The sequence below is a fragment of the Sphingobium sp. EM0848 genome, from assembly GCF_013375555.1.
GTDB lineage: Bacteria > Pseudomonadota > Alphaproteobacteria > Sphingomonadales > Sphingomonadaceae > Sphingobium.
The window spans coordinates 837,837-856,229 of record NZ_JABXWB010000001.1 but is presented as its reverse complement, the minus strand read 5'-3'; the positions used below and the strand labels follow the sequence as shown (position 1 = coordinate 856,229).

Sequence of the window (18,393 nt, the reverse complement as noted above, 5' to 3'; positions counted from 1 at the left end):
CTCACCGCATCATCATCATCATTCCGTTTTCTTCCGCCAATCGGATCATGCAATCCGCATGCCGCCGGGCAACAGCCATGCGATCCTCGCCATATCCACCGCCCATGGTGCTGGCGAGCGGGATGCCCCGGCTCCTCGCGGCGCGCATGACGGTGCGGTCGCGGCGATCCAGCCCGGCATCGCTCAGCGACAATCGGCCGAGCCGATCGTCGGCATGGGGATCGACCCCGGCCTGATACAAGATGAGATCAGGCCTAAAATCGTCCAAGACGCCCAGCAGCACTCCACTCAACGCTGCCATATAGGCTTCATCCTCGGTCCCATCGGGCAGCCCTATGTCCAGCGTGGACCGCGCCTTGCGGACCGGAAAATTCTTCTCGGCATGAATCGAGAACGTAAAAACATCATCCCTCCCCGCCATCAGCGCCGCCGTCCCGTCACCCTGATGCACATCCAGATCCAGGATCAATATCCGCCGCGCATCCCCCTCCTCGATCAGCCGGTTGGCCGCGATGGCCAGGTCGTTGAACACGCAATAGCCCGCGCCGCTGTCATGCAGCGCATGATGGCTCCCGCCCGCCGCGTTCGCTGCATAGCCATGCACCATCGCCAGCCGCGCCGCCGCCCAGGTGCCGCCGGGCGAAAGCATCGAACGGCGCATCACCCGCTCCGTCACGGCAAAGCCGATGCGGCGCTCCTTCTCCGGCGGTACGCTCAGCGTCGCGACCTGCTCGACATAGGCAGGATCGTGCACCGCCTCGATCCAGCGGCGCGGCATGGGAGAAGGTTCATGCACGGTAAAGGGCGCACCCGCCATGCTCAGCGCTTCCATCACCAGCCCATATTTATCGAAGCGAAAGGAACTGCCCCCTGTTGCAGGAGAGACATAGGCCGGATGGTGAACGACGTGCAGCATCATCTTTTCCGCTATCTTCGAGTTTGAACGATGCGGGCTTTGCGCTATCTGGTCCAGCATGAAGCGTCCCAAATTGATCCATTTTTCCGTTCTTTCCCTGCTTGGCACGATTGCTGTGCCGGCGCTGGCGCAACCTCCGGCGGCCACGCCGACATTGCCGGCCCCGCAGCCGCAGGTGATCCTGCCGCCGTCCATCGTGACGCCGCCGCCTCCGGTTCCGCTGCCCCAGCCGACCGCCGCGCAGGAGCGCTGGCTCAACGACTGGTTGAAGGGCGGCACGCAGCAGGGGCTGATGGCGCGCAGCAAGGCGACCGGCGACCTCAAGGGCGATGCCCTGATGTCCGCGGCACTGGACCGTGCGCGGGCGCTCAGCACCGGCCGCGTCGACACGGCGGACTTCCTGGAAATCTGGGCGCTGCGCCCTGCTCCCTTCGATCCGCGCCCCGGTCTGGCCAAGGCACTCGGCGAAGATCGGCTGCCGCAATGGGCGCTTAATCTGACGCCGCCCTATTCAGGCTATGACGGGCTGCGCAAGGGTCTCGCCAATTATGAGCGGATTCGCGACGCGGGCGGCTGGCCCACGCTGACCGCGCAATCCTCCCCCGACGTGGTGCGGGCGCGCATCGCCATCGAGGACAGGAGCGTCGCGCCCGGCGAAAAGCTGGTCGAGGTGTTGCAGCGGGCGCAGCGGCGCTACGGCCTCAACCCCACCGGCCTGCTCGACGCCCGGACGCTCAAGGAACTGAACGTGCCCGTCGACGATCGCATCGCCGCGATCATGGCGAATATGGAACGCTGGCGCTGGATGCCGCGCGAATTGCCGGTCAACCGCGTTCAGGTGAACATCGCCGCCGCCGTGCTGACGGTGTTCGAGGGCGATCAGCCCGTGACATCGATGCGCGCGGTGACGGGTTCGCCCGACAATGCGACGCCGATGCTGTCCTCCAGCATCCATTCGATCGTCGTCAATCCGCCGTGGAACGTCCCCGCCTCCATCGCCAAGCGCGAATTGTGGCCCAAGGGGCGCGCCACGCTGATCCGGCAGGGCTACAAGATCGTCGGGACGCCTGAAACCGGCGAGCGGATCGTGCAACCCGCCGGGCCGGGCAGCGCGCTTGGACGATTGAAGTTCGACTTCAACAATCCCTTTGCCGTCTATCTGCACGATACGCCGTCGCGGGCGAAATTCTCCAGCTATGACCGGCTGGCCAGCCATGGCTGCATCCGTCTGGAAAAGCCGGTGCCGCTGGCTGAACTGATGGTCGCGGGCGACCCCGATCTGGCCGGGCAGATCCAGTCGCTGATCGACACGGGCAAGACCCAGCGCGTGTCTCTGCCCAAGCAGGTGGCGGTCTATCTGCTCTACTGGACCGCTTTTGCCAGCAATAACGGCACGATGAGCTTCCGTTCCGACCCCTATGGCTGGGACAAGCTGCTCGCCGCCAAGATCGAGGCGTCCAGCCGCCGCGTCGACCCGACCGCCGCGCCTGCGGCCTCCATTGCATCCAAGGACTGATTTTTCATGCGCAAATTCGCCCTTATCGCCCTTGCCGGGACGCTCGCCCTCGCAGCCTGCGGCAAGAAGGAAGAGCAGGCGCCGACCAATAATCTGGTCGAGCCGCCGGTCGAAAATGTGATCGTCAACGAACCGGAAGCGGCCCCCGTGCCGGAGCCGAGCAACAACGCCGTCGCGCCCCAGCCCGCGCCGCCGCCCAGCATTTCGGAACAGCAGCAGATCGAGGATGACGCCGCCGCCACCGGCATGACATCCCGCCTTAGCCGGGATGAGGTGGGTCAATCGAGCAACTCGACTCAGTAAGGGCCTGCACCTCGTCCCGGAAACGGGACGACAGGTCGACTTTCCCGTCAAATGCCACATCAATGGGCTGGGCCTGATCGCCCTGCCCTTGGAGCAGTGGCGCGCATTTGCTATATTGGGTGCATGGATCGTCGTAGTTTTACCAAGCTCGCCTTGAGCGGACTGGCTTTTTCCTTTCTTGCCGACAGTGCGGGTCGGGCCGCTTCGCTGGGCGAAACGCTGCCCAAATTCCCTGTGCCGGCAACGCCGCGTCCGATTCCCACCGGGCCGCTGGCGGCGCAGCCCTATGCAAAATTGCTGGAGCGGGCCAAGGCCGCGCTAGACCAGCACGGGCATCTGTTCGAACTGCGCGACCGTGTTGCGCTGGCCGATTTCAACGCTCCCTCGCGTGAATTGCGCTTTCATGTGGTCGATCTGATCGGCGGGCAGGCCAGTTCCTATCTGGTGGCCCATGGCCGGGGGTCGGACCCGGAACATTCGGGATGGCTTCAGAGCTTCTCCAACGAACCCAATTCGCTGGCCAGTTGTTCGGGCGCGTTCAAGACGGGCGAAATCTATGAAGGGCAGCACGGCCGCGCCATCCGCCTGATGGGGCTGGACCCTCAGAACAATAATGCCGAAATCCGCGCCATCGTCGTGCATGGCGCGGATTATGTGAGCGAGGATCATATCGCGACCTGGGGCAAGATCGGGCGCAGCGAAGGCTGCTTCGCGCTCGCCCGCCATATGTTGCCGCAGTTCATCGGGCTGGTCGGACCCGGGCGGCTGCTTTACGCCGACAAGATCATCGGGGCCTGAGGGGCACGCCGCCTTTGAAAAGGCCGGCCGAGACAAGCGTCCCGGCCGACACCCAAATCACCCCGCCCTGGCGCTGGTCATCGCCTCGATAGAAGGCTTGTTCATCGCGTCGATCGACCCGTCGCTCAACATCGCCTTGCCCATGCTCAGCGCTTCGTTGGTCAGCGCCGGGTCGTTGGCGGTCTGGCTGGCGCCGATCAGCGCGGACAACAGGACGTTCCTGCTCACCGCATCCGTACCGTTTTCCGCCACCGATCTGCGCGCCAGCGTCAGCGCTTCCCTGTAGAGCGGATCGGCGCCGATCTTGTCCTGAGAGGCGAGTTTCTGATTGCCCATCTGGATCAATATGCCAGCGAAGATGTTCCGGCTGGCGGCATCGGTCGGCTTGGCCTCGACCAGCTTGCGCCAATGGGGCGCGGATTCGGTGTAGAGGGCGATCACCCTGTCCATCTTGCCCAGCGCGCCCTGTGCAGCCGCATCGGCATAAAGCGCATTGGCCAGGAAGTTCACATTCTCGATCTTGCCCGGATCGGCCGCCACTGCATCACGGATGGCGGGGAGCGCGGCGTTATATTTGGCGGCGGCGGTGCCGTTGTCGCCTGCCTGCTGGGCGGTCTGGCCGGCGGTGAAGTCCGTGACCGCCTGATTGAAGGCGGCGATCTGCTGCGAGGTCATCGGGCTGGCGGCGGGAGCAGCGGCCTGTTGGGCGACTGCCGGGGCGGCCAGCGCCAGAGAGGCGGAAACAGTCAACAGGGCAGCAATGAAGGAACGGGACAAGGTCAAGGTCTCCTTGGAGATTTCATCCAAAATAGGTGCAGGGCACCTCCCCGCGCCCTGCCCTGACAATTGACCAGAGATAGACCGCCGATCCCACCCGATCAGGCTCGGGTCATCCCGCAAAAAGCTCGCGCCATGGCAAATTCGTTTCGACGCTGCGCTGAACGGGCGGCCGCTTCGGCATCCTCGCCCCATTGCTCGACTTCCCACGCCTCATCGATTTCGGCTGCCGTCCAGATCAGCTCGGCGTCATGCCCACCCTCGACAATGGCGAGGCCGCAAACCAGCGAGCCGGAAAGCGTGACCAACGTGGACAGACCCGCAAGCGTGAACGGATCGAGCGCAGCCACCGCAGCGTCCAGCCGCTCCAGCGTCTCGACAGGCTGGGCGACAGGGATGATGCCCTGCGTCACGACAAAGGTCACATCATAGCGATGACGCGCCCAATCCAGCAGCGGGTCCCAGGCGGCCGCCTCACGGGCGATCAGTTCCCCCGGCCCTTCGGCGCGGTAGCAGAGCAGATCACTCTCGCCATAGCGGGCAATGCCGCTGGCGAAACTCTCGCGATTGGGCGCGATCTGGTCGATGGCGCCATTGGCAAGGCCGGTGAAGGGCATGGAGCGCGGATCGATCGTCTCGCCCTGCGCGCGCCATTCCTCGGCAATGGCCTCGGCCAGCATGGCATTGGGCAAGGCCAGCGGCGCGCGGGCGGGAGTGCGGACGGGCCGGCCATCGAGCCGGATCTCGAACCCGCCATCGGTGGGAACGACGCTGACATCCTTGTAGAAGCGTTTCATGATATTGGAGGCTTTCGGAACAATGCCAGCAACAGGCGGGGCACAATGACGAACTGGAACAGGCCCACGACCACGAAGATCGCCCCCATCGCCTTGGCCTTGCTGCCCTGAACCCAATGGAATCGCTGCATCAGCACGAGGAAACCGAACATCACCAGCAGCGCGCCGGACAGGCGGAACAGACCCAATGCGAAGAAGCGCTGGCGGGCGACCTTCTCAGGATCGACGGGCGGGATCGGTGGAATTTCGGTCATCGGGCGTGGATATGGCCGCGCAATTCTTCGCTGTCCATCGCCACGCTGTGCGCGCCCGCCGCGACCAGATCCTGCGGCGTGTGATAACCCCAGCCGACGCCCAGCGCGCGGGTGCCCGCCGCCAGAGCCATGTCGATGTCGAAGCTGGTGTCACCGATCATGACCGTGCTTTCCGGCGACGCGCCCGCCTCCGCCATGGCCGTCAGCAGCATTGAGGGATGCGGCTTGGACGGGTGACGATCCGCGGTCTGGAGCGTCACGAAATGCGCATGAATGCCATGATGGCTGAGGCAGAGATTAAGGCCCCGGTCGGACTTGCCGGTGGCGACGCCCAGCAGCCAGCCATCGGCATCCAGTTCGCGGATCAGATCGGCAATGCCCGGATAAAGTGGCTCCGACACGGCGTTTTCACGGCGCAATTGCCGGAAGGCGAGCTTGTACCCCTCCGCCAGATGATCGTGATAGGCCGCGTCCGCCTGCGGAAGCAGCCGCGCCATGGCGAGCGGCAGCGACAGGCCCACCACGGACAGGATCGTCGCACGATCGGGCGGGACCAGTTTTTCGCCCTCAAAGGCGCGGATCATGGCCGTGCAGATGCTATGCTGGCTGTCGACCAGCGTGCCGTCGCAATCGAACACGGCCAGACGGTTGCTCATTTCCTGCGCTGGCCTCCACCGCTCTTTGCGCCGCCGGTCGAACCGCGTGCGCGGCGTTCGCCCTTGCGGCCCTTGCGAATCTGCTTGGCATGGGCGCGGGCAGCCTTTTTCTCATCCTCGCGGGTCGGTTTGCGCGCAACCTCCTCATCCAGCGGCAGATCACCAGCATGGATGTCGAAGCCCAGCGAGACAAGACTGGCCGCGAAATGATCGGGAAGCTCCGCGCGTACATCGACGCGATCGCCATCGGGATGATCCACCCGGATGCGGCGGGCATGGAGGTGCATCTTGCGGCTGATCGTGCCGCTCAAAAAGGCTTCCTTGCCGCCATATTTGCCGTCGCCCACGATAGGGTGGCCGATCGCCGCCATATGAACGCGAAGCTGGTGGGTCCGCCCGGTATAGGGTTGCAGCTCGACCCAGGCGGCACGGTTGCCCGCACGCTCGATCACACGATAACGCGAACGGGCGGGCAGCCCCTCCTCCTCATCCACATGCATTTTCTCGCCGCCGGTGCCGGGCTGCTTGGCGATCGGCAGTTCGATCATGCCGTCCTCGATGGAGGGGACGCCCATGACGATGGCCCAATAGACCTTGCGCGCCGTGCGGCTGGAAAAAGCCTTGGCGAAAAAGGCGGCCGAACGCGCCGTGCGCGCGATCAGCAACGCGCCGGACGTGTCCTTGTCGAGCCGGTGGACCAGCTTGGGACGCTGGTCCAGTTCGAACTCCAGCGCATCCAGCAGCCCGTCGACATGATCGTCGGTCTTGGTCCCGCCCTGCGTGGCGAGGCCCGGCGGCTTGTTGATGACGATGGCCTGCGCGTCGCGATGAATGACCAGACTCTGCGCGAAAGCGACCTGATCGTCGGTCAGTTCCGGGCGGACACGCTTGGGCCTGGCTCTCTCAGCGGCCTTGGGCTCGGCGGGAGGAACCCGGATGGCCTGACCTTCCGCAACGCGGTCGCCAGGCGCCGCGCGCGCTCCATCGACGCGAAGCTGGCCGGTGCGCGCCCAGCGCGACACGGTGTTGAAGCCGATATCGGGCAGATGCCGCTGGAACCAGCGGTCGAGCCGGATTCCGTCATCATCCGCGCCCACGCGAAACTGGCGCACGTCCAGCGAGACGCCCTTGGCCGGGGACGCCTTGGCAGGCGCGGCTTTGGCCGCTGCCTTGGGCGCAGGTTTGGGGGCATCGGGCTTGCGGGCGCGGGCCGCCTTCACTGCGCCGCGAGCGCGGCCTTGCGGAGCAGCGCCGGGCTTGCGGGGGCCGCCCCGCGACGGGCCGGAGGATTTCCCCTTCATGCTACGCTCCTCATAATGGCAAGGCCGCCGGCCAGCGCGCCGACTGCGCCGATGACGGAAAAGGCGGCATAGGCCAGCGCCATGCCCAACTGCCCGCGCTCGATCATCAGCACCGTCTCAAGGCTGAAGGAGGAGAAGGTGGTGAAGCCGCCCAACACGCCCACGGCCAGCAGCAGACGGATCGGTTCGCCCGGCCCGGTATTGAAGCGCGCAAGGAAGCCCGCCAGCAGGCCCATGGCAAAGCCGCCGACGATATTGGCCGCATAGGTGCCCCAGGGCCACAGGGCGCCGGGAAGCAACTGGCCTGCGAGACGCCCGAGCAGATAGCGCAGCGCCGATCCAACGGCGCCGCCTGCCATGACGAGGAAGATATTGATCATGCCGCCCGCCCTAGAGCATTTTTGGCGGCATTGGGAAGCGATCATTGGAAAGGATGCAGCATCCTATCGCCCATTGTCCGCGATCACGTCCACGCTGGTCCTGCCGCCCGGTGCGTCGGAGAAGAGCAGCAGGAAAGCGCTGCCGTCATCCTTGCGCGTGCCGCCCAGCACATGATCGGCGCCCACGACCTTATGTTCGGCATCGAAGCCGGCGCGGCGGGCCTGCGTATAATAGAAATCCATCACGCTCTGGCGCGGCACCGGCGTCACGAAGGTCGCCGCGCGCAAGGTGCAGCCATTTTTCTCCGCACCCGCCGCCTCCGTCAGCTGCGCGCCCGGATAGAGGGTGAAGGGTTCCGGCAGGCGGCTCGCCCATTGCGCACCATAATCCAGTTGCTTGCGGCAAAACGCATTGCCGCCGGGCTTTTGCTGTTCGCTGGCGACAGTGGCCAGGCGGTCAGCCGGTTCCGGCGTTTCGCTTTGGGTCGCGGCGGGCGTGGCGAGCAGCTTGCCCCCGGCGAGCTTGACCGATTGCGCCAGCGCCTTGGCCGCATCGCCCTTCAGCGCAGGCAGCTTCGCCTCCGGCTCACCGGCCATTGCTCCTTCCGCCACATTGCCGGTCAGCGCATTGTCCAGCGCGTTCAGATCGGCCTCCTTCTTCCCCTTGCCGCAACCCGTCAGCGACAGGGCCAAGACAAGCGCGAGGGCACCGAAAGATCGAACAGACGCCATGGCTTCACTCCTTCGTAAACAAGGGATGAAGAGCAGAGGTTAATTTTTCGTTAGGGATTTTGGTGAATCATCGGCTTTTTGCGCGGTCGGGCCATTTTGCGCCAACTGGCATCTCCGCCCGGCTTGCCGCGACGCTGTGGAAACGCCATCTGTGCGGCCATGTTCAACATCCTGTCAGCCCTGATCGGACTTGTCACGCTGATCTGCATGATCCCGGCGGTGTTTCCGTTGCTGGGCGCGCTGAACTGGCTGCTGGTGCCGATGGCGCTTTTCGGCGCCTTTGTCGGCCTGTTCTCCTCCAGCAATGGCGGGCGCAATTTCTGCCTGACCGTCGCGGGGTTCGGAGCGCTGCGGCTGTTTCTGGGCGGAGGCATATTCTGACCGAAGAAGCCGCCCGGACGCGCGCAGGCCTGCTGGCTGCCCTTGGCGCCTATGGCGCATGGGGGCTGTTGCCGATCTTTTTCCGGCTGCTCCACCATGTCGCGCCGGTCGAGATCGTCGCGCAGCGCGTCCTTTGGTCATTGATCCTGATATTGAGCGTGCTGGGTGCCAGGCGGAACCTGCCCGCGCTGCTGGCCGTGCTGCGCAATCCGCGCCTGATGCTGCCGCTTGGCGCATCGGCCATGCTGATCGGGGCGAACTGGCTGACCTATGTCTGGGCCGTGAACAGCGGGCATGTGATCGCATCGAGCCTCGGCTATTTCCTCAATCCCCTGGTCAGTGTCGGCCTGGGCGTGGTCGTCCTCAAGGAAAAGCTGCGGCGCGGGCAGATCGCGGCCATTGTCATCGCGGCAACGGGCGTAGCGATCATGGCGGCGTCGGCGCTCACCACCTTGTGGATCAGCGTGGCTCTGGCCCTGACCTTCGCGCTTTACGGGTTGGTACGGAAACTGACCCCGGTGTTGCCGATGCTGGGGCTGGGTGCGGAAACGATGCTGCTGGCGCCGTTGGCGCTCGCCTATCTGCTCTGGCTGTCGGGCCATGGCGGCTCGGCGCTCGGCAGCGACGGCCGGACGACGGCGCTGCTGATCATCAGCGGCGCGGTCACGACCGTGCCGCTGGTCCTGTTCGCCATGGCTGCCCAGCGGCTCCCGATGGCGATGCTGGGGCTGATGCAATATATCGCGCCCACGCTCCAGTTTCTGAGCGGCGTCCTGCTGTTCGGAGAGAAACTGTCCCGAGGGCAGATGATGAGCTTTGCGCTGATCTGGCTTGGTCTGATCCTGTTTGCGACGGACAGCCTCACCGCCGCCCGCCGCAACCGGATGGCCACCGTTTAGGCGAATTCGGTCGCTTCGAAGCGTACGGGTTCACCGACCGCTTCATTGGCAAGCGTATCTTCCCACATCACGCGATGGCCGCGAATGATGGTGCCGACCGCCTTGCCGGTAAGGTCCATCCCCTCGAACGGCGACCAGTTGCAGCGCGAGGCGAGCCAGTCGCTGCCGACGGTCCAGCGCTTCTTGAGATCGACGATGGTGAAGTCGGCGTCATAACCAAGCGCGATACGCCCCTTGCCCACCAGCCCGAACACACGCTGCGGACCCGAAGAAGTCAGCTCGATGAAGCGGCGCAGCGACAGGCGCCCCTCCGCCACATGGTTGAGCAGCAGCGGCACCAGCGTCTGGACACCGGGCATGCCGCTGGGCGACGCGGGATAGGCTTTCGCCTTTTCCTCGATCGTGTGGGGCGCATGGTCGCTGCCCAACACATCGGGCACGCCCTGGTTGAGCCAGTGCCACAGCCCGTCGCGATGCGCCTGCGAGCGGATCGGCGGATTCATCTGGGCATAGGTGCCAAGGCGCGGATAGGCATCCTCCGCCGCGAGGGTCAGATGCTGCGGCGTCACTTCGCAGGTCGCGATGTCCTTGTGCTGCGCGATATATTCCAGTTCGGCAGGCGTGGTGACATGCAGGATGTGGATGCGACGGCGCGCCTTTCGGGCCAGGTCGATGATGCGCTTCGTCGCGATCATCGCACTTTCATCGTCACGCCAGACGGGATGGGAGGATGGATCGCCTTCTACCCGCAAGTCCTTGCGGGCGTTCATCCGCGCTTCGTCCTCCGCGTGGATGGCGACGCGGCGCGTGCCGCTGGCCAGCACCCGCGAAAGCGCTGCATCATCGTCCACCAGCAGGCTTCCAGTGGACGCACCCATGAAGATCTTGACGCCCGAAGTACCGGGAATGCGCTCCAGTTCCTTAAGCTGCTCGGCATTGTCGGCCGTGGCGCCGACATAGAAGGCATGATCGCACCACATGCGATGATGGGCGCGATTGAGCTTGTCGTGGACGCGTTCGGCCGTGTCGGTATTGGGGTTGGTGTTCGGCATTTCGAACACCGCCGTCACACCGCCCAGCACCGCCGCGCGGCTGCCCGATTCGAGGTCTTCCTTATGCTCCAGCCCCGGTTCGCGGAAATGGACCTGACTGTCCATACAGCCCGGCAACACGTCGAGTCCGGTGCAATCGATCGTCTCGCCCGCATCGCCTCCCCCGTTCCCCAGGCTCGTGCCGATGGCGACGATCCGGCCGCCCCGCACGCCCACGTCCACGCTTTCCGCGCCGCCGGGGGTGTGGACGGTGCCGTTCTTCAGGATAAGGTCGAAAGTTTGGGACATGACACAGCTCACCGCTTGGATATGGTTGGCGAGTGTCCTACCTAAAGCCGATGACTGGCACCACCCTAAGCGACCGCGCGATCCTCAGAATTTCCGGTGAAGAAGCAAAAGCCTTTCTGCAGGGCCTGCTGACCCGCGACGTGCCGACGCTGAAACCGGATGAGCCGCGCTGGACCGGGCTGCTGACACCGCAGGGCAAGGCCCTGTTCGACTTCATCCTTTGGGCCGATGGCGCGGATGTGCTGATCGATTGCGAAGCGGCACAGGCCGATGCGCTGGCGAAGCGGCTGACGCTTTACCGGCTGCGGCGAAAGGTCGTGATTGCCAGGGAGGAAGGGCTGGCCGTGCATTGGGCGCCGGAGGCGGAGGACAAGTCCCGCGATCCGCGCCTCAATGCCCTGGGCCATCGCTGGATCGCACCGGCTGATGGCGGCGATGCGTCGGCGGCTTTCCGCGCGCACCGGCTGGCGCTGGGCGTGTTCGAGGGCGTCGGGGAACTGGGGCAGGATCAGATATTGTGGCTGGAAACCAATGCCGAGGAATTGCACGGCGTCGATTATGACAAGGGCTGCTATGTCGGGCAGGAGAATACAGCCCGCATGCATTATCGCAACAAGGTGAACCGGCGGCTGGTCGCAGTGCCGTTGGCGCAGGCCGATGAGAAGCGCCAGAAGGCCCTGCTGCCCGATCTTGACCTCTCCATCGAGCTGCGCCGGGTAGAGGATCTCGACCCCGCCGCCCTGCCCGGCTGGCTCGCCAGCGCGATGGCGGAGCAGGCAGCCGAATGAGGCACCTGTCCGTCGCACTGCTGGGCGCGTTGTTGCTGGCCACTCCGGCGCTGGCCGAGACGCATTGGAAACTGGTCAAAACCTGGCCCCACGATCCGGGCGCCTTTACCGAGGGCCTCTTCTTCCACGACGGCGCGCTCTATGAGAGCACCGGCCTTGAAGGGCAGTCGGACATCCGCAAGGTCGACCTCAAGACCGGCAAGACGCTGAAGCGCCGCATCATCCCCCGTCCCTATTTCGGTGAAGGCATCGTCAACTGGAAGGACCGGCTGATCAGCCTCACCTGGCGGCACCGGCAGGGTTTCGTCTGGAAACTCAATGACTTTTCGCCCATTTCCGATTTTCGTTATGAAGGGGAAGGCTGGGGGCTGACGCAGGACGGCCGCAGCATCATCATGAGCGACGGTTCCCCGCAACTACGCTTCCTCGATCCCGAAAAACTGACCGAGGAACGGCGCATCACCGTAACCTGGAATGGCCGCCCGGTCGAACGGCTGAATGAACTGGAATATGTGAAGGGCGAGATCTGGGCCAATATCTGGTACGACAGCCATATCGTCCGGATCGATCCGCGCACCGGCGCCGTCATCGACTGGCTCGACATCACCCCCCTCATCAAGGACAGCGGCGCCAGGGAAAGCGACGCAGTGGCCAATGGCATCGCCTATGACGCCAAGGGCGACCGCCTGTTCGTGACCGGCAAGAACTGGGCGAAGCTGTTCGAGATCAGGATGGAGAAATAACGCTCCGCTTCAGCCCTGCGCCCCAAGCCTTTTTCGCGCTCTCCAAACAGCGGCGCGCAGCGACGTTCACACCGCTGCACAGACGTTATGAATTGACGGAACAGAGCGACCCGAACGGCGTTCATGGCGGCATGGAGCAGCGCACTCTCATCGAACGGCTGGCCCGCCATCTGGCCGCCCGCGATCCCGATCGCTGGGAAGAGCATGTCGAGGATGCCGCAAGCCTGATCGCCCTGCTGAAAAGCCCCGATGAGGCCATGAGCAAGGCGGGCGACGGACGCATATGGGAAGCGATGATCGACGCGGCGCTGCGTGAACGATGGGCCGTCGGGGCGCCATCCCAGGCAAGCGAACCGCTCGCCGGAACCGACGAGGAAGGCGAAATCGCCCTGTCGCCCGATGGCGTCAGCGGCAATCGCGCCGATTGGGTGCATCTGCATGATCCAGAGGAGAAGCCGAAATGAAAGGGTTGTTGAAACTCGCCTTCCTGACCGGGCTTGGCGCGGCGGCATGGAAGGGCTGGAAGGAATGGCAGGCCAGGCGTGAGGGAGAGGTCTGGGCGCCCAGTTTCTCCTCTGGCCAAGTGCGCGACGCCGGGCCAGCAGAGCAGCATATCGACGCCCGCGACTGGGACATGGTGGATGAACAGCTTGACGAGAGCTTCCCCGCCAGCGACCCGCCGGGCAATTATCGCGGCCTTCATTAAGCCGCCTTGCCGCAACGATTGAGGAGCATTGCCCGTCCCCTGCCCCGTCTCTATGAGACGGCTTCCGGTCGTGCGCCGGTATCAACAGGGGAATAAGTTCAATGCCTTCGGGTCTGATCGCGCTGCTCGATGACGTAGCGGGGATTGCCAAGCTTGCCGCCAGTTCGCTGGACGATGTCGCCGCCGCCGCGGGCAAGGCGGGATCGAAAGCCGCCGGCGTGGTGATCGACGATACCGCCGTCACGCCGCGCTACGTCATGGGCCTGACGCCCGAACGCGAACTGCCGATCATCTGGAAGATCGCCAAGGGGTCGCTGCGCAACAAATTACTGTTCCTGTTGCCCGCCGCGCTGGTGCTGAGCGCCTTTGCGCCCTGGCTGCTGCCGCCGCTGCTGATGCTGGGCGGCGCCTTTCTCTGCTTCGAGGCGGTCGAGAAACTGCTGGAGGCGGTTCAGGGCGGGCATGATGTGGCGGAAGACGCGCTGACCACGCACAGCTCGCGAGAGCTGGAGGATCAGAAGGTGTCCGGCGCGATCCGCACCGATTTCATCCTCTCGGGGGAGATCATGGCGATCGCGCTCGGCACGGTGGCCAGCGAACCGATCTGGGAACAGGCGATCATTCTGGTGGTCGTCGCCATCCTCATCACGGCGGGCGTCTATGGCGTGGTCGGCTTCATCGTGAAGATGGACGATATCGGCCTGCACCTTGCCGAGCGCCGTTCGGCAGGCGCGCAAGCCCTTGGGCGCGCCATGGTGAAGGCGATGCCGGTGCTGATGTCGATATTGGGCGCGGTCGGCACGGCGGCGATGCTGTGGGTCGGCGGCGGGCTGATCGTCCACGGCCTGCATGAGTTTCATTGGGACGCGATTCCCGGCGCGATCCATCATGTCGCTGAACTGGCCGCCCATGCCGTTCCCGCCATAGCGTCCTTTGTCGATTGGCTGGTGAATGCCATTGGCGGGGGTCTGGTGGGGCTGGTCGTCGGCGGCGTCATCGTGGCGGCGCTGCATCTGTTCAAGAAGCACTGAAAGCATCGCCCCGCCCCCTCGCGATCAAGGCAAACGCAGGAAATAGAACGCCTTTCGTCCCGAAAACAGGCCAGTTGCGCCACGAAGCGATGGTGCGGCGCACAAAGCAATTGAACCGGCGCGTCAAATCGGTCATGAAAAACGGGTTATGACCCCTCCAACCACCTTCTTCGAAGCAATCGCGCTCCAGAAATGCCTGATGGCGACCTATAACAAGATGGTCGTGAAACTGGCGCCGCATATCCTCTACACCCGCCATGATGAAATGTTCATCGACGCGGTGACGATCGAACGCGACGGACGCCCACCGCGTGAGTTGAAGCTCGGCACGTTCAAGCTGGCGGGTCTCAACGACGTCAGCCTGATCGATGAACAGTTCGAGGCGATGCACGGCCTCTACGACCAGAGCGACTCCAAATATAAGGGCGTGACCCTGTTCGCCATCGAGCCGGAGAGCGCTGCGGCCTAAGAGCAAGGCTGAACGGTTAGGGAACGGCAAAGGGCGGCCTGATAGGCCGCCCTTTGCATTTGAGGATGAGTTGGCGGCAGGTTTCGACCAGAAAAAGACGATAGCGATGCACATCGATGCTCCCTAAACCTGCCGTTCCTGCGGGTGATTGGAGGGAGGTGAGAATGGCGGACGAAGGACGGTGGACTGGACTTTGCGGCGGTTATCGCACGCCCTACGATCCGCGCAATGCGATTGGCAAACTGCTCGACGGTGATGCTAAGGTTGCTTGGGATGAGCTTTGGCAGGAATTGTATCATCAAGGAGATGTGGGGGAGGCGTCTTACGCTGCTGTGCCATTGCTAGAGCGGTGAGCGATTAGTTGGACGCATATCCGGCGGCCTTGAAATATTCCCAACATTCTTCGGCAGAATAGAGGTCGCAGATATGTCCGAGAGCCTTCCATAGCTCATCGATGGTCCGCGCCCCGATCCGTCGCAGGTGCGATTTCAATTTAGCGAAGGCCATTTCTATTGGGTTCAAATCGGGTGAATAAGCGGGGAGGAAAAGGATCCACGCACCTCGCTCTTTAAGGCAGGCTTTGACCTTTTCGCTTTTGTGGCTCGACAGATTGTCGGCGATCACAACATCGCCGGGGCTGAGCGTTGGCGCCAACTGGGTTTCGATATAGGTTTCGAACAGGCGCCGGTTCATCGGTTGGTCGATCACCCACGGGGCAACCAAGCAATCGCAGCGCAGCCCCGCGATGAAGGTTTGCGTTTTCCAATGACCGAACGGAGCGCGGGCCTTGAGACGCTCTCCTTTTGGCGCCCGGCCACGAAGCTTGGTCATCTTCGTGGTGGTCGCCGTCTCATCCAGAAAGACGAGGTGATGAGGCTTTGCGCGCATCTGCGGCTGCCGGTCGAGGCGCCATCGCAGTCGCGCATGAGCGACATCATCGCGTCCGCACTCGCTGGCCAGCAGCGTTTTTTTTTACCCGATAGCCAGCCTGGATCAGCACCCGCGAGAGGGATGCCGGATGGGCAACTACGCCCGTCTCCGCTGCAAGCTTGTTGGACAGCTCCGACATGCCGATGTCTGGTTCCCTATCCACCCAGCCCGTCAACCGGGCCATATACGGCGCCAACTTACCAGCGCCGCGTGGCCGCCCTATTCGTGAAGAAGCAGCCGAACCTGTTCGTTCCACTCGCTGCAACAACTTCACTGCGCAACTCGCGCTCACACCGAAATGGCGGGCCGCCGCCCGGCGCGAGTGTCCCGCCCTTACGTGCGCCGATATCCGTTCCCGCAAATCAGCCGAATATGCTCTGCCCATGGTTCACCTCCACAGGCACATGAATCACAAATCCGCGCAAAAAGGAATCGTCCGCGATTCCTACTTTGCGCTCACTGCTCTAGCGGACATGCATGAAGCGAGAGCCGTTTCCGACTGGAATACTTACGCCTTGGCAGCGACTATTGAAGAGGCGCGTCACAACCCAAACAATCCCGGTTTACCAGATTGGCTGGTAGATGATTACGCCGCCGCTTGGCAGAAGCTGCAAAGACTCGCAATGGATGAGCTACCGGGATCGGCAGCGCCCGAATTGACAGACAGCATCATTGCCGTCCTGGCCTTTGGGAAAGGTCGCATCAGCCTCGGTCAGATGGCGATGCTTGCCGATGACGAGCGCCAGGAGATGTTGGAAAATAGCGGTTGGGGCTGATCGACCAGTTATTGTCGTTCACGATTTTCAGATCATCTGCCAATTGCAGACGTGGGTCACTTCCGCATAGGGAACTGACATGGCCCTTAAAGAAGCAATCATTGCTGCAATCATCGGCGCACCGATCTATGATTGGGTGATGGTGAACGGCGCAGCGCAGAAGATGACGAGCTTCGATTATAGATATTGGCCGTTAGCGAAGGTCAGATTGGCGGGCGTTGCGTTGTTGTCTGTCGGTGCCTTCATCACCTTTTTCATCACCGACCCTCCAGAAGATCGGCTGTGGCCCATGCTGCCAGTGTTTATGGCAATGGCTCTTCATGGCTGGGTCGCAATTGCGGATATTTTTCGACAAAGACGGTTCTGATCTGGGCTACCTCAATGTCCGCTCACCACCCCACCGAGTGCCAATACCAGACATTCCGCTCTCCACCCAGCATCGTCGCTCCCGGCGCACGAGTCGCTTTGAGCCGCCAATAACCCGCTGGTCCGGTTCGGGATTGAAAAACTGCCCAGCGGCACGCGACGATCGTGCCCCGCCGAGTGGTGTAGGTTCTGAGGGTAGCGAAACTGACCGGACGCGCGCTCATCGATAAAGCGCTGTAGCGGCCGGTCAGTTTTGCGGGTGGCCATCGGCGAACTTCGGATAAGCTTGGGTTGCGAAACTCAACTTACGGAGACACCGATGACCAAGGACATGATGGACGTGCAGTCGTTGATTGGGAAGAGCGCCGATGGCAATTTCCTGCGTGAGATGATTGGTTTTGCGGCGCAGCGGCTGATGGAGATGGAGGTTGGCGGCCTGACGGGCGCGGCGTACGGGGAGAAGGCTCCTGAACGTCTCGCCCAGCGCAACGGCTATCGCGAGCGGGACTGGGAGACGCGGGCCGGCACGGTGGAGCTGCGGATTCCCAAGCTGCGTAAGGGAACCTACTTCCCCGGGTTTCTGGAGCCGCGCCGGATGGCGGAGAAGGCACTGACCGCTGTCATCCAGGAGGCGTACATTCAGGGCGTCTCGACGCGGTCAGTCGACGATCTGGTCAAAGCGATGGGCATGAGCGGGATCTCAAAAAGCCAGGTGAGCCGCCTGTGCGAAGAAGAAATCGACGTACGCGTGAAAGCTTTCCTCGAGCGGCCGATCGAGGGCGACTGGCCGTACGTGTGGCTCGATGCGACGTACATCAAGGTTCGCCGGGAAGGCCGGATCGTATCGGTTGCCGTGATCATCGCAGTCGGCGTGAACAGTGACGGCCGCCGCGAAGTGCTCGGCATGACGATCGGTCATTCCGAGGCGGAGGTTTTCTGGACCGAGTTCCTGCGCAGCCTGGCGCGCCGCGGCTTGCGGGGCGTGAAGCTTGTGATCTCCGATGCCCATGAGGGTATCAAGGCTTCTGTCGCCAAGGTGTTGAGCGCCACTTGGCAGCGGTGCCGTGTGCACTTCATGCGCAACGCCTTGGCGCACGCCGGAAAGAGCGGCCGCCGCGTCGTCTCAGCGTTCATCGCAACCGCCTTCGCCCAGGACACACCCGAAACGGCAAAAACCCAGTGGCGTGCGGTCGCAGACCAGTTGCGCTCTTCCGTCCCGAAGCTGTCCGCCTTGATGGACAGTGCCGAGGAGGACGTCCTGGCGTATATGACCTTCCCGGCTCAGCATCGCACCAAGCTTCACAGCAACAACCCCATCGAGCGCCTCAATGGCGAGATCAAGCGCCGCACCGAGGTAGTCGGGATCTTCCCCAACGAAGAAGCCATTACCCGACTCGTCGGCGCTATCTTGCTGGAACAGAACGATGAATGGTCGGTCCAGCGGTCCCGCTATATGACGCTTGAGAGCGTCGCGGGATTGAGCGATAATAGCCTCATCACGTTGCCCAACATGGCAGCGTGATCAACCCGGCCT

Annotated in this window: 25 protein-coding genes; 15 read left to right on the top strand and 10 right to left on the bottom strand. The window is 63.4% G+C overall.

Annotated elements, in window-relative coordinates; translation table 11 throughout:
- Window position 1: 1 nt before the first annotated feature.
- Complete coding sequence (locus HUK73_RS04130; protein WP_176592807.1) at window positions 2-916, bottom strand: histone deacetylase; 915 nt, start codon at window positions 914-916, stop codon at window positions 2-4.
- 58 nt (window positions 917-974) lie between these two features.
- On the opposite strand from HUK73_RS04130, the gene HUK73_RS04125 reads away from it, so the two are divergent.
- From HUK73_RS04125 to HUK73_RS04115, 3 genes are all read left to right on the top strand, one after another.
- Window positions 975-2,432: a L,D-transpeptidase family protein gene (locus HUK73_RS04125; protein ID WP_176590766.1), complete on the top strand. Its 1,458-nt coding sequence runs from the start codon at window positions 975-977 to the stop codon at window positions 2,430-2,432.
- 6 nt (window positions 2,433-2,438) lie between these two features.
- On the top strand, window positions 2,439-2,735 hold the full coding sequence (locus tag HUK73_RS04120; RefSeq protein ID WP_176590765.1) for a hypothetical protein: 297 nt from the start codon (window positions 2,439-2,441) through the stop codon (window positions 2,733-2,735).
- Between the two features lie 123 nt (window positions 2,736-2,858).
- Window positions 2,859-3,533: a murein L,D-transpeptidase catalytic domain family protein gene (locus HUK73_RS04115; RefSeq protein WP_176590764.1), complete on the top strand. Its 675-nt coding sequence runs from the start codon at window positions 2,859-2,861 to the stop codon at window positions 3,531-3,533.
- A gap of 57 nt (window positions 3,534-3,590) precedes the next feature.
- Here HUK73_RS04115 and HUK73_RS04110 read toward each other — a convergent pair whose 3' ends face one another.
- From HUK73_RS04110 to HUK73_RS04080, 7 genes are all read right to left on the bottom strand, one after another.
- On the bottom strand, window positions 3,591-4,310 hold the full coding sequence (locus HUK73_RS04110; RefSeq protein ID WP_176590763.1) for a hypothetical protein: 720 nt from the start codon (window positions 4,308-4,310) through the stop codon (window positions 3,591-3,593).
- 101 nt (window positions 4,311-4,411) lie between these two features.
- Window positions 4,412-5,107, bottom strand: a complete 696-nt coding sequence (locus HUK73_RS04105) for an ATP12 family chaperone protein (protein ID WP_176590762.1) — start codon at window positions 5,105-5,107, stop codon at window positions 4,412-4,414.
- Window positions 5,104-5,361, bottom strand: coding sequence for a hypothetical protein (locus HUK73_RS04100; protein WP_176590761.1), 258 nt, complete (start codon window positions 5,359-5,361; stop codon window positions 5,104-5,106). The genes HUK73_RS04105 and HUK73_RS04100 overlap by 4 nt, the downstream gene beginning before the upstream one ends.
- Complete coding sequence (locus HUK73_RS04095) at window positions 5,358-6,017, bottom strand: HAD-IA family hydrolase (RefSeq protein ID WP_176590760.1); 660 nt, start codon at window positions 6,015-6,017, stop codon at window positions 5,358-5,360. Before HUK73_RS04095 ends, HUK73_RS04100 begins: the two co-directional genes overlap by 4 nt.
- Window positions 6,014-7,318: an RluA family pseudouridine synthase gene (locus tag HUK73_RS04090; protein WP_176590759.1), complete on the bottom strand. Its 1,305-nt coding sequence runs from the start codon at window positions 7,316-7,318 to the stop codon at window positions 6,014-6,016. Before HUK73_RS04090 ends, HUK73_RS04095 begins: the two co-directional genes overlap by 4 nt.
- Entirely contained in the window at window positions 7,315-7,698 is a 384-nt protein-coding gene (gene crcB / locus HUK73_RS04085; protein WP_176590758.1) for a fluoride efflux transporter CrcB, read from the bottom strand. Before crcB ends, HUK73_RS04090 begins: the two co-directional genes overlap by 4 nt.
- 63 nt (window positions 7,699-7,761) lie before the next feature.
- The gene (locus tag HUK73_RS04080; RefSeq protein ID WP_176590757.1) at window positions 7,762-8,430 is read right to left on the bottom strand and encodes a hypothetical protein; all 669 of its coding nucleotides are present in this window, start codon (window positions 8,428-8,430) and stop codon (window positions 7,762-7,764) included.
- 159 nt (window positions 8,431-8,589) lie between these two features.
- On the opposite strand from HUK73_RS04080, the gene HUK73_RS04075 reads away from it, so the two are divergent.
- Together HUK73_RS04075 and rarD are read left to right on the top strand one after the other, a co-directional pair.
- Entirely contained in the window at window positions 8,590-8,811 is a 222-nt protein-coding gene (locus tag HUK73_RS04075) for a hypothetical protein (protein ID WP_176592806.1), read from the top strand.
- Between the two features lie 32 nt (window positions 8,812-8,843).
- Window positions 8,844-9,710, top strand: coding sequence for an EamA family transporter RarD (gene rarD, locus HUK73_RS04070; RefSeq protein WP_255326322.1), 867 nt, complete (start codon window positions 8,844-8,846; stop codon window positions 9,708-9,710).
- Here the strand turns inward: rarD and HUK73_RS04065 are convergent.
- Window positions 9,707-11,050, bottom strand: coding sequence for a dihydroorotase (locus HUK73_RS04065; protein WP_176590756.1), 1,344 nt, complete (start codon window positions 11,048-11,050; stop codon window positions 9,707-9,709). The genes rarD and HUK73_RS04065 overlap by 4 nt on opposite strands.
- A gap of 50 nt (window positions 11,051-11,100) precedes the next feature.
- On the opposite strand from HUK73_RS04065, the gene HUK73_RS04060 reads away from it, so the two are divergent.
- The 7 genes from HUK73_RS04060 to HUK73_RS04030 all read left to right on the top strand — a co-directional run bounded on the left by HUK73_RS04060 (window position 11,101) and on the right by HUK73_RS04030 (window position 15,140).
- Window positions 11,101-11,838 (top strand): folate-binding protein YgfZ, encoded by a 738-nt coding sequence (locus tag HUK73_RS04060; protein WP_176590755.1) that lies wholly within the window; start codon window positions 11,101-11,103, stop codon window positions 11,836-11,838.
- The gene (locus tag HUK73_RS04055) at window positions 11,835-12,581 is read left to right on the top strand and encodes a glutaminyl-peptide cyclotransferase (RefSeq protein ID WP_176590754.1); all 747 of its coding nucleotides are present in this window, start codon (window positions 11,835-11,837) and stop codon (window positions 12,579-12,581) included. Before HUK73_RS04060 ends, HUK73_RS04055 begins: the two co-directional genes overlap by 4 nt.
- Before the next feature lie 131 nt (window positions 12,582-12,712).
- The gene (locus HUK73_RS04050) at window positions 12,713-13,045 is read left to right on the top strand and encodes a hypothetical protein (protein ID WP_176592804.1); all 333 of its coding nucleotides are present in this window, start codon (window positions 12,713-12,715) and stop codon (window positions 13,043-13,045) included.
- Window positions 13,042-13,287: a hypothetical protein gene (locus tag HUK73_RS04045; RefSeq protein WP_176590753.1), complete on the top strand. Its 246-nt coding sequence runs from the start codon at window positions 13,042-13,044 to the stop codon at window positions 13,285-13,287. Before HUK73_RS04050 ends, HUK73_RS04045 begins: the two co-directional genes overlap by 4 nt.
- A 101-nt stretch (window positions 13,288-13,388) precedes the next feature.
- Entirely contained in the window at window positions 13,389-14,318 is a 930-nt protein-coding gene (locus tag HUK73_RS04040; protein ID WP_176590752.1) for a DUF808 domain-containing protein, read from the top strand.
- Window positions 14,319-14,466: 148 nt separating this feature from the next.
- Window positions 14,467-14,787 (top strand): hypothetical protein, encoded by a 321-nt coding sequence (locus HUK73_RS04035; RefSeq protein WP_176590751.1) that lies wholly within the window; start codon window positions 14,467-14,469, stop codon window positions 14,785-14,787.
- 164 nt (window positions 14,788-14,951) lie between these two features.
- Window positions 14,952-15,140, top strand: a complete 189-nt coding sequence (locus HUK73_RS04030) for a hypothetical protein (RefSeq protein WP_176590750.1) — start codon at window positions 14,952-14,954, stop codon at window positions 15,138-15,140.
- Window positions 15,141-15,144: 4 nt separating this feature from the next.
- Here the strand turns inward: HUK73_RS04030 and HUK73_RS04025 are convergent.
- Window positions 15,145-16,102 (bottom strand): IS630 family transposase gene (locus HUK73_RS04025; protein ID WP_176591283.1). Its coding sequence is split into 2 segments (ribosomal slippage): window positions 15,145-15,759 and window positions 15,761-16,102, totalling 957 coding nucleotides; the frame shifts between segments, so codons are not numbered across the junction.
- 19 nt (window positions 16,103-16,121) lie between these two features.
- On the opposite strand from HUK73_RS04025, the gene HUK73_RS04020 reads away from it, so the two are divergent.
- The 3 genes from HUK73_RS04020 (at window position 16,122) to HUK73_RS04010 (ending at window position 18,381) form a co-directional block, all read left to right on the top strand.
- Complete coding sequence (locus tag HUK73_RS04020) at window positions 16,122-16,493, top strand: hypothetical protein (RefSeq protein WP_176590749.1); 372 nt, start codon at window positions 16,122-16,124, stop codon at window positions 16,491-16,493.
- Between the two features lie 79 nt (window positions 16,494-16,572).
- A complete protein-coding gene (locus HUK73_RS04015) occupies window positions 16,573-16,860 on the top strand; it encodes a hypothetical protein (protein ID WP_176590748.1) in 288 nt (95 codons plus the stop codon).
- A 318-nt stretch (window positions 16,861-17,178) separates the two neighbouring features.
- Window positions 17,179-18,381: an IS256 family transposase gene (locus tag HUK73_RS04010; RefSeq protein WP_176590747.1), complete on the top strand. Its 1,203-nt coding sequence runs from the start codon at window positions 17,179-17,181 to the stop codon at window positions 18,379-18,381.
- The last annotated feature ends 12 nt before the right edge of the window (window positions 18,382-18,393 follow it).